This window comes from Comamonas aquatilis (genome assembly GCF_965139575.1).
GTDB lineage: Bacteria > Pseudomonadota > Gammaproteobacteria > Burkholderiales > Burkholderiaceae_C > Comamonas > Comamonas aquatilis.
The window spans coordinates 251,413-264,836 of the sequence record NZ_CBCSIW010000003.1; the positions used below are offsets into that span (position 1 = coordinate 251,413).

A 13,424-nucleotide genomic window follows, 5' to 3' on the forward strand; every position below is an offset into this window, starting at 1 on the left:
AAGACGGCTTTTTATTGCTGAACAAATAGAGGGGCAATCAGCAGGATCAACAGCAGTGCGGCCAGCACCGCAAACATGATCTTCATCCAGCTATACGGCCTCTCACCAGCAATTTGGCCGGTATAGCCGTTGGCCACAATCTGGTAGGTTTTGCTGCCGTAGGTATAGCCCACCAGCCAGACCGGCACCAGCGTGTGCTTGAAGGTGCGGCCTGAGTATTCGCGCTGCACTTGCAGATTGCGCTGCGTGTCGCCAGGCACTTGCCGGGAGCACAGGCTGCGCAGCTGTGAATCCATATCCTGCTCGTTGAGCTGGGCGGCCTTGGACAGATCAACCTGATAGCGCTCCACCGTCCAGCCGCGCACAAACTCGGGTGTATAGGGCTTGAGGTCGGTGGTGGTGGGAAAGGGCTCTACCTGGCGCAGCAACTGGGGATGCACACCCACGGTTCCGGGTACCAGTTCATCATCAAAGAAATGCTGAAGGCTACCCGCTGCAGGCTCCCAACGCACATGCTGGACCTGCCGCGTTTGCGTGTTGCCGCTGGCGTCGCGATAGGTTTCGGTGGTGTAGTAATAGAAACCTGCTTCGGCTTGCCAGCGGGCGGAGGCATGGGCGTCGAAAGTCCAGTAGGGCAGATAGACGCCATGCAGCGTATCCGTCAGTGCTGCGCTTTTGAGCTTGCTGGGTGCAAACCAGCGGCTGCCATACCACTGGCGAATCTTGTCGCGGATCTGCCCGTCGCTGATCTTGAAAGGCAGAATGCTTTGCGGCGTGATGGCATCGTTTCGCTCTTCGTGCGCCACTATGGAGGGCGAGCCGCAAAAATCACAGCGCTGCGCGACCTTGCGATCCAAAAACACCGAGATCGCCCGGCAGTTCTGGCACTGCACCTCATAGCGCTCCTCGGTTCCCCAGCCCCGGCCTGCGGCTGGGTTGCGCAGGGCTTGTGCCAAATCCAGCTCTGCCACCTCGCGGCCCAGCTCTTCGCGCGTATCCTCGCTCCAGGGCACTTGGGTGCCGCAATAAGGGCATTTGAGGGCCTGGGCTTTGGCATTCCATTCCAGATTGGCTCCGCACTCGGGACAAGGGTGCTTGCGGACCATGGAGGGCGGCGCAGCTTCAGGTGCTGCAGTGAAGGAAAGGTTGGAGGAGGTGGTAGTAGAGGCGGGAGGTGTAGCCACGGCAACAATGGAAAAAGGTCAGGAGGCTGGCGCGGCTTGCTGCACTTCGTAGAAGGTGACGCAATTGCCGTCCTCATCCAGAAAGCTGAACTCCTGGGTGCCCCAGGGCTGGCAGCAGAGGCCGCCGTTGGGGTGAACCGCGTTTTGGGCCAGGCACTGTGCATGCAGAGCCGAAATGCCCGCCACCTGAATGCGGCAGCTGGTCAATTTGGGAATGGCGGCATCTGTGCAGGCCCAGAAGTGCAGTTCCAGCCCGCCCAGCGAGACGATACCGTACTCGCCGGGTTGGGCGTGTATGGATTTGGCGCCCAGCACGCGTGCATAAAACGCAACCGTGCGCGCAATATCCAGCGATGCCAGCACAGGCGTGGTACTGATAAAAACAGGGTTGGGACCAGTCATGGCAATCGCTATCTGCTATGAAGTTTTTGAATCAACCGCGCAGAAAGTCGTCAAGTGCAGCTTGGGCGATACGCCACTGGCTGCCAATCTGGCGGGCCTTGAGGTTGCCGGCCTGGATTTCGGCCATGACATCGGCTTCGGCCACGCCCAGTACTTGAGCGGCTTGGGCCGGGGTCAGCACCTGCAGTCCGCTTGCTGCGGGTGCCGCCGTGGCCTGTGCCGCCTGAGCGGCCGCAGGCGAGAACGGGTCGGTGGCAGCTGTCGCACCGGCAGGCAGGCCGGCTGCACCGGTTTGCATGCCCTTCATCATCTCCTGGGCCATACCAAAGCCCATGGCCATGGTGGCGGGGATGGTGGCTGCCGCCGCGCCTTCGCCGCCGTTGGCCATGGCTTGACCCATCTGATACTTCACATAGTCGTTGAGGTTGCCGATGGCGCCCATGCTGGAGCGCTTGTCGATGGCCTGTTCCACCTCGGGCGGAACGGAGACGTTTTCCAGCAAAAAGCTGGTGATCTCCAGGCCGTACTTGTCGCTCATGGCCGGGTTGATCAGCTGCAGCAGGGCATCGCCGAGTTCGCTGTAGCGCTGGGCCACGTCCAGAGCCGGCACCTGGGCCTTGGCCAGGGCTTCGGAGAAGATGCTGACGATGCGCGAGCGCATGGTGTCGGCAAACTCGTCAAGGCGGAAGTTCTGGTCCGTGCCCGCCACTTCCTTGAGGAATTTGGCAGGGTCGATGATGCGAAAGTCGTAGGTGCCGAAGGCCCGCAGACGCACCACGCCGAAGTCCTTGTCGCGCATCATGATGGGGTTGGACGTCCCCCATTTGTTGCCGGTGAACAGGCGGGTGTTGATGAAGTAGACGTCGCACTTGAACGGCGAGTTGAAACCGTACTTCCAGCCCTGGATGGTGGACAGGATTGGGATGTTCTGCGTCGTCAGCGAGTGCTTGCCCGGGCCGAACAGATCGGCGAACTGGCCGGTGGAGACGAATTGCGCCTGTTGCGACTCGCGCACGATGAGCTGGGCGCCGTTCTTGATTTCCTTGTCGTCATCGGGCCAGCGGTAGGACAGCGTATCGCGCGAATCATCGGTCCATTCGATGATTTCAATCAGTTGCTTGGTGATGATTTTCATCAAGTCCATGGCAGGCTCCGAAAGTAGATGGCTACGAAATAGCAATAGTCCATTCTAGGAGGCAATGCTTGTCAAGCCTGCATCAAAGCCTGCTCAGCCTCTGGAAATTGTTAAAAAGTGAGCGGCTTGCGTAGGTCTCTATTGGGCGATAACCGTAAATGGCGGTGAGTTTGCTGTAGCTGCTGTATCGGGGCCTGCCAGCCTGCTGCACATTTGGAAATGTGCGGTTGCCGTATGGACTCGAAAATGCGCCCTGTGGGGCCGCGCATACGGACTACGCCTAAGTAGGATTACAGAGACTTAGAATCACCGTTCACGCGCGGTGCAAGCCGCCAGACATACCCATATAAATAAGCGCTCCAGGTAGCTCCTGATACGCGACCGACCAAGTCATGCTGACCTTCCAACAAATCATTCTGAAACTGCAGTCCTACTGGGCCGACCATGGCTGCGCACTGCTCCAGCCCTATGACATGGAAGTGGGCGCAGGGACATCGCACACCGGCACTTTTTTGCGCGCTATCGGCCCCGAGCCATGGAAGGCCGCCTATGTGCAACCCAGCCGTCGCCCCAAGGACGGCCGCTATGGCGAGAACCCTAACCGCCTGCAGCATTACTATCAGTTCCAGGTCGTGCTCAAGCCTGCGCCGGACAACATTCTTGAGCTGTACCTGGGCTCGCTCGAAGCCCTGGGCTTTGATCTGAAGAAGAACGACATCCGTTTTGTGGAAGACGACTGGGAAAACCCGACGCTGGGCGCCTGGGGTCTGGGCTGGGAAGTTTGGCTCAACGGCATGGAGGTGACCCAGTTCACCTACTTCCAGCAAGTGGCTGGCATTGACTGCAAGCCCGCTACCGGCGAAATCACATACGGCCTGGAGCGCCTGGCCATGTATCTGCAAGGTGTGGACAACGTCTACAACCTGACCTGGACCGATGGCCTGTCCTACGGCGACGTCTATCACCAGAACGAGGTGGAGCAGTCCACTTACAACTTCGATCACTCGAATGTGGACTTCCTGTTCAGCGCCTTCACGGCCCATGAAGAAACAGCCGTCAAGCTGATCGCTGCCGAGCTGGCTCTGCCCGCTTATGAGCAAGTGCTCAAGGCCGCCCATACCTTCAATCTGCTGGATGCACGTGGCGCCATCTCGGTGACCGAGCGCGCAGCCTATATAGCCCGCATCCGCAACCTGGCCCGTGCCGTGGGCAAGAGCTATCTGGACAGCCGTGCTCGCCTGGGCTTCCCCATGGCGCCCAAGGCCCATGCAGAGGAAGTGCTGGCCGAACTGGCGAAAGCCGCCGAGCAGCAAGCCAAGAAGGCCGCGTAACTCCATCGTTACGCCATCCCAAGCCCACTATATAAGCAATTTCAGCTGTCAGCCCTTATTTTTCAAGCGCTGGTAGTTATCAAAATATTATGAACGCATCGAATTTACTGGTTGAACTGTTTGTTGAAGAGCTGCCGCCCAAGGTGCTGCAAAAGCTCGGTGACGCTTTTGCCAGCGTGCTGTTTGATCAGCTCAAAGCCCAGGGCTTGCTGGCCTCTACCGAATCGCGTCTGACGGCCTATGCCTCGCCGCGCCGTCTGGCCGTGTACATTACCGAAGTCCTGCCTCAGGGTGAAGACAAGGCCATCTCGCAAAAGCTGATGCCTGTCTCCGTCGGCCTGGACGCCGAAGGCAAGCCCACGCCCGCATTGCTCAAGAAGCTGGCTGCTTTGGGTGCAGACGAAACCGCCGCGGCCGATTTGAAGCGCCAGGGCGAAGGCAAGGCCGAAGCCCTGTTCTTCGAATCCACTGCCAAGGGCGTGACGCTCACGGACGGCGCGCAAAAAGCGCTGGATGAAGCCCTGGCCAAGCTGCCCATCCCCAAGGTCATGCGCTACCAGCTTCAAGACGGCTGGAGCAGCGTGCACTTTGTGCGCCCAGCCCATGGTCTGGTCGTGATGCACGGCACCGAGGTGTTGATCGGTGTGAAAGCCCTGGGCCTGACTGCCGGCTCTGCCACGCACGGCCACCGCTTTGAAGCCGCTGTAGACCCCGTTGTCATTCAAAGTGCCGACAGCTATGCCGAGCAACTGCGCGAAGAAGGTGCCGTGATCGCCAGCTTCACCGAGCGCCGTGCCGATATTGCCCGCCAGCTCAAAGCGGCTGCCGAGCGCGTAGGTGGAGGCGTAAGCGCTATTGAAGACGAAGCGCTGCTCGACGAGGTGACGGCCCTGGTCGAGCGCCCCAATGTGCTGGTCTGCGAATTCGAGAAGGAATTTCTCGACGTGCCGCAGGAATGCCTGATCCTGACCATGAAGGCCAACCAGAAGTACTTCCCGCTGCTGGATGCGAACGGCAAGCTCAGCAACCAGTTTCTGGTGGTGAGCAATATCAGCCCGCAGGATGCAAGCGCCGTGACCGGCGGCAATGAGCGTGTGGTACGCCCGCGCTTGGCCGACGCCAAATTCTTCTTCGACCAGGACCGCAAGAAAACCCTGGCCAGCCGCGTGGAGCAGCTGGACAAAGTGGTCTATCACAACAAGCTGGGCACACAAGGCGAGCGCATCGCCCGCGTGCGCACCATTGCCAAGTCCATTGCCCAGCAACTGGGCCAACCGGATCTGGGCCGTCAGGCCGACCAAGCTGCGATGTTGGCCAAGACCGATTTGGTGACCGACATGGTGGGTGAGTTCCCCGAGCTGCAAGGCATCATGGGCCGCTACTATGCCCTGAACGACGGCCTGGATGTGGCTGTGGCCGATGCCATCGAGGACCATTACAAGCCCCGTTTTGCCGGCGACGAGCTGCCTCGTGGCGATGTCGGTGTAGTCGTGGCCTTGGCCGACAAGCTGGAAACCCTGGTCGGCATGTTTGGCATAGGCAACCTGCCCACCGGCGACCGCGACCCCTTCGCCCTGCGCCGCCATGCCCTGGGCGTGATCCGCATGCTGGTGGAAAAAGATCTGGAACTGGATCTGCAAACCCTGCTGGTCAGCACCTTGCCCGCCTTTGGCGACAAGATTCAGGATATTCAGGATACTACGCCTCAGCTGGTTGAATTCATTTACGACCGCTTGGCCAATTTGTTCCGCGACCAAGGCTTTAGTGCCCAGGAAGTGGAGGCCGTGCTGGCTTTGCAGCCTCAGCGCCTGTCCGACGTGCAAAAGCGTCTAGATGCCGTACGCGCGTTTGCTGCATTGCCTGAAGCGCCGGCGTTGGCTGCAGCCAACAAGCGCGTGGGCAATATTTTGAAGAAGGCAGAAACTGCCGTCCAGCCTCAAGTCAACGAAGCGTTGCTGGTGGAGCAAGCTGAAAAAGACCTTTATGCCGTGTTGCAACAAGTGGGGCCCAAGGCTCAGCAACAGTTTGCCGCGGGTGATTACACCGCCAGCCTGCAAACCCTGGCATCATTGCGCGCTCCTGTGGATGCCTTTTTTGAGCATGTGATGGTGAATGCTGAAGATGAAGCTCTGAAGTGCAATCGCCTTGGCCTTCTGGTCAAACTGTATGTAGCGATGAATCGGGTGGCGGATTTGGCCAAATTGGCCGTGTGATCTGTAATTTATTTACCATGGCCAGGGTTATGTGCGATGCCATGGCGCAAGCGATTTTTAAGGAAAACTGATTCCATGAATTTTTCAGATGCCACTATCGCCATTATCGGCCTTGGGTATGTTGGTCTGCCGTTGGCAGTGGAGTTTGGTAAACACCGTCCGGTGCTTGGTTTTGATATTAATCGGGCGCGCATCGAAGAATTGCAAGGCGGCAAGGATCACACCTTGGAATGCACAGCCGATCAGCTACACGCTGCAGCGCATTTGCGCTACAGCTGCCAAGTGGATGATCTAAAGAAGTGTCACATCTTTATTGTGACTGTCCCGACTCCGGTGGGGGAGGCAAACCGGCCAGACCTCACCCCTCTGATCAAAGCCAGTCAGACCGTGGGGGCCGCGCTGAAAAAAGGTGATGTGGTAATTTACGAATCCACCGTATATCCCGGTGCCACCGAAGAAGTCTGCGTACCCGAGCTGGAACGTATCAGCGGTCTAAAGTTCAACCAGGATTTTTTTTGCGGCTACAGTCCCGAGCGCATTAACCCCGGAGATAAAGTTAACACACTGACCACGATCAAAAAAATCACCAGTGGAAGCACTCCGGCGGTGGCGCATGCCGTGGATAGCCTGTATTGCGAAATCATCACAGCGGGCACTCATAAGGCCAGCAGTATCAAGGTGGCAGAGGCAGCCAAAGTAATTGAAAATACCCAGCGTGACTTGAATATTGCGTTGGTCAATGAACTGTCCGTTATTTTTGCCCGCTTGGACATTGATACTCTGGATGTCTTGGAGGCTGCAGGCAGCAAATGGAATTTCTTGCCTTTCCGCCCGGGCATGGTAGGTGGGCACTGTATTGGTGTTGACCCCTATTATCTGACCCATAAGGCAGAGCAGGTTGGCTACCATCCACAAGTCATTTTGGCGGGGCGCCGTATCAATGACAACATGGCGCGTTACGTAGCTCGCACAACCATCAAGCGTATGTTGCAAAACGGTCTGGACGTGCCGCGCTGCCGCATCGGTGTGCTGGGTATCACTTTCAAGGAAAACTGCCCGGATATCCGCAACAGCAAGGTTGCTGACATGGTGCGTGAGTTCGAAAGCTGGGGTGCCCAGGTTGTGGTGGCCGATGCCTGGGCCGATGCGGCCGAAGTGCAGCATGAATACGGTATTTCCTTGGGGCAGATTAGCCCTGAGCAACCGGTCGATGCCTTGGTTGTGGCCGTGGGACACAACGAATACCGCGCCCTCACGCCTTTGCAACTCAAAGCCTTGACACGCAGCAATCAGCCTGTGCTGGCTGATGTGAAAAGCCTGTATGACCGTCATGCAATGGCCGATTCCGGCTTCAGCGTGTTTCGCCTGTAAACCTTGCACAACATCATGAAGAACTTTGCCCTCATTGGCGCCGCTGGCTATATTGCACCGCGCCACCTCAAAGCCATCAAAGACACTGGCAACAACCTGTTGGTGGCTATGGATGTGAACGACTCTGTCGGAATTATGGATAGCCATTTCCCCGATGCCGAGTTTTTTACCGAATTTGAAGCCTTTTCCGCCTACGTGGAAGACTTGAAACTCCAAGGTCGAAAGCTGGACTACATTGCCATCTGCTCGCCCAACTACTTGCACCTGCCGCACATGAAGTTTGCGCTGCAAAACGGCATCGATGTCATTTGCGAAAAGCCACTGGTGCTGCACACAGCCGACCTAGATACCCTTTTGCGCTACGAGGCCGCCTACGGTGCCCAGGTTAACTCCATTCTTCAGCTACGCTTGCACCCCTCGATTCTGGCGTTGCGCGAAAAGGTGCAAAACGCGCCCGCTGGCAAAGTGTTTGATGTGGATCTGACGTATCTCACTTCGCGCGGCAAGTGGTACCTCAAATCCTGGAAAGGCTTTGATGAAAAATCTGGAGGTGTGGCCACCAACATCGGTGTGCACTTCTACGATATGCTGCACTTTATCTTTGGCAATATTGTCAAAAACGAAGTCCATTACCGCGACGAAAAAACCACAGCCGGTTATCTGGAGTATGAACGCGCCCGCGTGCGTTGGTTCCTCTCGATTGATGCCAATCACCTGCCAGCCAATGCAGTCAAGGGAGAAAAACTCACCTATCGCAGCATCACCATTGAAGGCGAAGAGTTGGAGTTTTCCGGTGGCTTTACCGATCTGCACACACAAAGCTACCAGCGCGTGCTGGAGGGCAAAGGCTACGGCACAGAAGACAATCGTGCCGCTATTGCCACGGTGGAAGTCATTCGCACTGCGCCCATTACCACCAGTCCCGCCAACCCACACCCACTGCTGGTCAAGGTGAGTGCATGAGCTACTCCAAGCACGACAGCGCAATTGTTGATGAAGGTGCCCAGATCGGAGAAGGCTCGCGCATCTGGCACTTTGTGCATGTCTGTGCTGGCGCCCGCATTGGCAAAGGTGTCTCGCTCGGTCAAAACGTGTTTGTGGGCAATCAGGTCGTCATCGGCGACAGGTGCAAGATACAGAACAACGTCAGCGTGTATGACAACGTTACGTTGGAAGAGGGCGTTTTCTGTGGTCCCAGCATGGTGTTCACCAATGTGTACAACCCTCGTTCGCTTATTGAGCGCAAAAGCGAATACAGGAGCACTTTTGTAAAAAAAGGTGCCACTCTAGGTGCGAATTGCACCATTGTTTGTGGAAGCACTATTGGCGAATACGCTTTTATCGGCGCAGGAGCCGTAGTCAACAAGGACGTACCGGCCTATGCCTTGATGGTCGGTGTTCCCGCCCGCCAGATTGGCTGGATGAGCGAATTCGGAGAGCAACTGGACCTGCCTTTGGAAGGGCAGGCCGAGGTGACTTGTACGCATAGCGGTGTCCGCTATGTGCTTCAAGGCTGTGCGCTGACCCAGATCCCTTGACCTTATTCCCCTGCATTATCCCTCGCGGAATGTTGTGGGGGCGAAAATTCATAGACCCATGGACTTCATCGATCTCAAAACTCAATACCAGCGGCTAAAGCGCGACATCGATGCAGGCATCGAACGCGTCTTGGTGCATGGCCAATACATACTAGGCCCCGAAGTGGCCGAGCTGGAAGAAAAGTTGGCTGCCTATACAGGGGCCAAATATTGCATCAGCGTAGCCAACGGCACCGATGCGCTGCAGATCGCGCAGATGGCGCTGGGCATTGGGCCAGGTGATGAGGTCATCACTCCCGGATTTACCTATATCGCTACCGCTGAAACCGTGGCTCTGCTGGGCGCCAAACCGGTTTATGTGGATGTGGACCGCCGCACTTACAATCTGGATCCCGCGCAGCTTGAGGCAGCCATTACTCCGCGCACCAAAGCCATTATTCCCGTTAGCCTTTATGGTCAGTGCGCGGATTATGGCGCCATCAATGCCATTGCACAAAAGCACGGTATTCCCGTCATTGAGGATGCGGCGCAGAGCTTTGGTGCAACGTACAAAGGCAAGAAAAGCTGCAACCTCACCACAATAGCCTGCACCAGTTTTTTCCCCAGCAAGCCTCTGGGCTGCTATGGGGACGGTGGCGCTATCTTCACCAACGATGATGAGCTGGCCCAGGTCATGCGCCAAATTGCGCGCCATGGCCAGGATCGTCGTTATCACCATGTGCGTGTTGGAGTGAACAGCAGGTTGGATACCCTGCAGGCTGCCATTTTGTTGCCCAAGCTGGCTGTACTGGATGAGGAAATCGCGCAGCGGCGCCAAGTCGCCCAGCGCTATACGCAGTTGCTTGGCCAGCATGGCATCAGTACTTCTCCCCATATTGAAGTGCATAACACCAGTGCTTGGGCGCAATACACCATTCAGGTGGACCGCCGAGAGCAAGTACAGGAGCAACTCAAAGTTGTAGGCATACCCACTGCCGTGCACTATCCGATACCTCTCAACAAACAGCCAGCCGTGGCGGATGCTCACGTGCATTTGCCAGTAGGCGATGCTGTAGCACAAAAGGTGACAAGCCTGCCCATGCATCCTTATCTGGATGAAAGCAGCATTCTGCGAGTGACCCAGGCTGTTGCCAACGCTTGCAATTGAAAAAGTACATATAAACCATTGTCAGGCGGTCGTTGGCTGCTATTGATTTTTAGCACCAATTTATGAGTACCACTCATTACCGTCCTGACATTCAGGGCTTGCGCGCTATCGCGGTGCTGGCCGTGATGCTGTTCCACTACAACCCTGCTTGGTTGCCTGGCGGGTTTGTTGGTGTAGATGTGTTTCTGGTCATCTCGGGCTACCTTATCGTATGCATCCTGCTACAGAAAAAGGTTCAGCCGGACTATCGGTTGACAGCTACGCTGCGCTACTTCTATATCAGCCGCCTCAAGCGCATCGCACCAGCATATTTCGCGATGCTGGTACTGGTGTCTTTGTTAGCTGCAGTATTGCTATTGCCACAAGATTTAGCAATCTACAAAAAAGGCCTGGACCAGGCTGCTTGGTTTCACAGCAATAGCTATTTTTCTGGTTTTGGTGATTACTTCGCTCCGGCCAGTCATGAGCAGCCTCTGCTGCACACCTGGTCGCTGGCAGTGGAAGTCCAGTTTTACCTGCTGGCGCCATTTCTAGTTCTGTTGTTCCCAGTCAGAGCACTCAAGTGGATGTTGGGTCTTCTGCTCGTCGGCCTAACTGTCCTAGCGCAATACCGTCTGAGCGTGCTGGACATCCATCAAGATACCTATTACAGCCTGTATGCCCGCCTGCCCGAGTTTTTCGCTGGTGGTTTGATTGCTGCGTATTCGTATAGTTGCAAAAGTGGGCGGCACGCTTGGACCGCTGGTGCGGGCTTAGTGCTGATATTGTTGGCGGCTGTTGTGCAGCCCCGGCTAGGTCCCTTCCCTGGGATGCAGGCATTGCTGCCTGTGGTGGGCGCAGCGCTCATTCTTTTGAATCCTTCACAGGGCTTTACCCAGCGCCTGCTGGGTAGTCGTCCCATGGTCTGGGTGGGCCAACTGTCGTATTCGCTCTACTTGTGGCATTGGCCAGTACTGGCCTTGCTGCGTTATTACACCGGAGAACAGTTGCTGGACATGCCCTTTAGTCTGCTGTTCCTCGCTCTTACTTTGCTGCTGGCCACTTTGTCCTTCTATGGTGTGGAGGCTCCGCTGCGAGCCAGTCGTGTGGGCGTTCGTCAAGTCGTGGGCTACGGCCTGCTGGCATGCGCGACCTTGGTCACCGTGCCGAGCATGGCAACACTCAATCAGGCGCTGTCACCGCCGCCGCTGCCCATCGAGTACCAGCGCTACGCAGAACCAGCCACCATTTGCCACGGGCAGATTGTTGGTGACTGTCTGAAGGGTGATCTGAGCAGTGAAACGGAGGTACTCGTATTGGGGGACTCCCATGCCGCCATGCTCAATCTGTTTTTTGACCAACTGGGTAAGGAGCAGGGCTTCAAGGCGCGCATCATCACAGCTAGTAGCTGCGTCACCATTCCGGGGTTTGACTTTCAGCGGATTGCGGAGTGGGCACAAGAAGCCTGCCAGAAGCAAATCAAAGAGGCTGAAACCTATATTAGGCAGGCCAATACCATATTCCTGGCGGGCATGTGGAGCTGGCAATTGCAGAGTGATCGATTCAGGAACGCGCTGGCTGATTTTCTAAAATATGGAGCTCCGCAGGCACATAAATATGTGATCAGCCAGATCCCCTTGTTTAACAAGAGTCCAATGCGCAGTCGCCGTTTCGATACGCTTGGTCTTAGGAATATGGCGAGCCGCAATGATATTTATTTGGCCAAAAATGATGCAGTGAAGGAAATCGTTGAAATTGGTTCCAATGTTATGTATTTGAAATTGGATGACCTTAGTCTATTTGAGCAGGCCCCTATATTTAATGGGGACATCATTTATTATGATGAGAGTCACATGAATGAGAAGGGGATTTCTTATTACGCTGGGCAGGCTAAAAAATACTTCGAATTTGTCATTGAAAAAGATCCGATCGCCAAGGAAATTAAGTGAGTAATTTCTGGAAAAATGTTTCATCGGTTTTCGCAGGTACTTTAGTTGCCCAATCAATACCGATCATCGGATCGCTGTTCATCGCAAGAATCTTTGCTCCCAGTGATTTTGGCGAATTCTCAACTTGGCTGGCAATAGTTACCTTTGTGTCTATTGTTGTGACGCTGCGATTTGAGGCAATGCTAGCCATCGCTGCCGATGGAATGGACAGAGTAAAGGCTGTATTTATCATCTTTGCGGTGACTATCATGACGGCAGTCCTGATTTTTATATGCATGATCGCTGCCAGTTTTTTTCCAAGCGTTAGACATTATTTTCCTGGTTCTGCGGCGCTGTTGCTGATGATTGTTCCGGCCGCCTTGTGCCTTGCATTGAATCAGATCTGGCAAACCTGGGCTGCGGCGGAAGGACTTTATAATAAATTAAATGCCATGCGTTTGGTGCAGGCATCAACTCTGGTGCTGGCGCAAATTGGCATAGGGTTTAAATATCCTACTGCCATCAGTTTGGTAGTAGGGTTTGTCGCTGCAACTGGCATTGCATTTTTATGGTCCGTAAAGCTAATGCCGAGTTTCATTGATGCGCAGTTTTTTCGTGTAATAGAATTTAAAATTTTTTTTTCTAGATATAAAAGTTTCCCTTTGTATGCTTTGCCAGCTGACGCGATCAACACGGCTGCGGGACAGTTGCCAGTGTTGGTTATATCCTACCGTTTTGGCCATGAGGTGGCTGGCTATCTGGCATTGACAATGAGAGTCTTGGGTGCCCCTATTGGACTTGTTGGAAAGGCTGTACTGGATGTCTTCAAGCGATATGCGATTCAAAGTATTCAGAAGATTGGAAACTGCCAGAGTCTGTACATTAAAACCTTGATGGCACTTCTTCTTGCATCAATTTTTCTCGTCGCTGGGACAGTTGTCTTGGCGGAAGATATATTTCGCGTGGCATTTGGGGCTGAATGGCTTCCAGCGAGTCGCATGGCAATTTGGTTGTTACCGATGTTTGCAATGAGGATGATTGCCAGTCCTTTGAGTTATATGGCTTATCTTGTGGAGCGGCAGCACATTGACTTGATCTGGCAAGCTGCTCTGATGTTGGTAACCGTTGCCGCCTTATATGTTTTTCATTCATATGAATCAACATTGATTGGCTATAGTGCAGCTTATGCCGTTATG

The 13,424-nt window shown here is 55.2% G+C and carries 11 protein-coding genes; 8 read left to right on the forward strand and 3 right to left on the reverse strand.

Going from position 1 to position 13,424, the window contains the following annotated elements; all coding sequences use genetic code 11:
- Positions 1-11 precede the first annotated feature (11 nt).
- The 3 genes from ACNAZA_RS06225 to ACNAZA_RS06235 all read right to left on the reverse strand — a co-directional run bounded on the left by ACNAZA_RS06225 (position 12) and on the right by ACNAZA_RS06235 (position 2,730).
- The gene (locus tag ACNAZA_RS06225; RefSeq protein ID WP_415795603.1) at positions 12-1,106 is read right to left on the reverse strand and encodes a TFIIB-type zinc ribbon-containing protein; all 1,095 of its coding nucleotides are present in this window, start codon (positions 1,104-1,106) and stop codon (positions 12-14) included.
- 96 nt (positions 1,107-1,202) lie between these two features.
- Entirely contained in the window at positions 1,203-1,586 is a 384-nt protein-coding gene (locus tag ACNAZA_RS06230) for a bleomycin resistance protein (RefSeq protein ID WP_415795604.1), read from the reverse strand.
- A gap of 31 nt (positions 1,587-1,617) precedes the next feature.
- Positions 1,618-2,730 carry an SPFH domain-containing protein gene (locus tag ACNAZA_RS06235; RefSeq protein ID WP_415795605.1) on the reverse strand — a complete coding sequence of 371 codons (1,113 nt, stop codon included), beginning with the start codon at positions 2,728-2,730 and terminating at the stop codon, positions 1,618-1,620.
- 383 nt (positions 2,731-3,113) lie between these two features.
- Between ACNAZA_RS06235 and glyQ the strand changes: the two genes are divergently transcribed.
- From glyQ to ACNAZA_RS06275, 8 genes are all read left to right on the forward strand, one after another.
- Entirely contained in the window at positions 3,114-4,052 is a 939-nt protein-coding gene (gene glyQ, locus ACNAZA_RS06240) for a glycine--tRNA ligase subunit alpha (protein WP_120971588.1), read from the forward strand.
- 89 nt (positions 4,053-4,141) lie between these two features.
- Entirely contained in the window at positions 4,142-6,265 is a 2,124-nt protein-coding gene (gene glyS, locus ACNAZA_RS06245) for a glycine--tRNA ligase subunit beta (RefSeq protein ID WP_415795606.1), read from the forward strand.
- Between the two features lie 75 nt (positions 6,266-6,340).
- On the forward strand, positions 6,341-7,636 hold the full coding sequence (locus tag ACNAZA_RS06250; RefSeq protein ID WP_415795608.1) for a nucleotide sugar dehydrogenase: 1,296 nt from the start codon (positions 6,341-6,343) through the stop codon (positions 7,634-7,636).
- Between the two features lie 15 nt (positions 7,637-7,651).
- Positions 7,652-8,599 carry a Gfo/Idh/MocA family protein gene (locus ACNAZA_RS06255; protein WP_415795609.1) on the forward strand — a complete coding sequence of 316 codons (948 nt, stop codon included), beginning with the start codon at positions 7,652-7,654 and terminating at the stop codon, positions 8,597-8,599.
- Complete coding sequence (gene wbpD / locus ACNAZA_RS06260; RefSeq protein WP_415795611.1) at positions 8,596-9,174, forward strand: UDP-2-acetamido-3-amino-2,3-dideoxy-D-glucuronate N-acetyltransferase; 579 nt, start codon at positions 8,596-8,598, stop codon at positions 9,172-9,174. The genes ACNAZA_RS06255 and wbpD overlap by 4 nt, the downstream gene beginning before the upstream one ends.
- Positions 9,175-9,232: 58 nt before the next feature.
- Positions 9,233-10,321: a DegT/DnrJ/EryC1/StrS family aminotransferase gene (locus ACNAZA_RS06265; protein ID WP_415795612.1), complete on the forward strand. Its 1,089-nt coding sequence runs from the start codon at positions 9,233-9,235 to the stop codon at positions 10,319-10,321.
- 62 nt (positions 10,322-10,383) lie between these two features.
- Positions 10,384-12,249, forward strand: a complete 1,866-nt coding sequence (locus tag ACNAZA_RS06270) for an acyltransferase family protein (RefSeq protein WP_415795614.1) — start codon at positions 10,384-10,386, stop codon at positions 12,247-12,249.
- Positions 12,246-13,424, forward strand: a 1,179-nt coding sequence (locus ACNAZA_RS06275) for a lipopolysaccharide biosynthesis protein (protein ID WP_415795616.1), incomplete at its 3' end; no start/stop codon positions are given. The genes ACNAZA_RS06270 and ACNAZA_RS06275, both read left to right, overlap by 4 nt.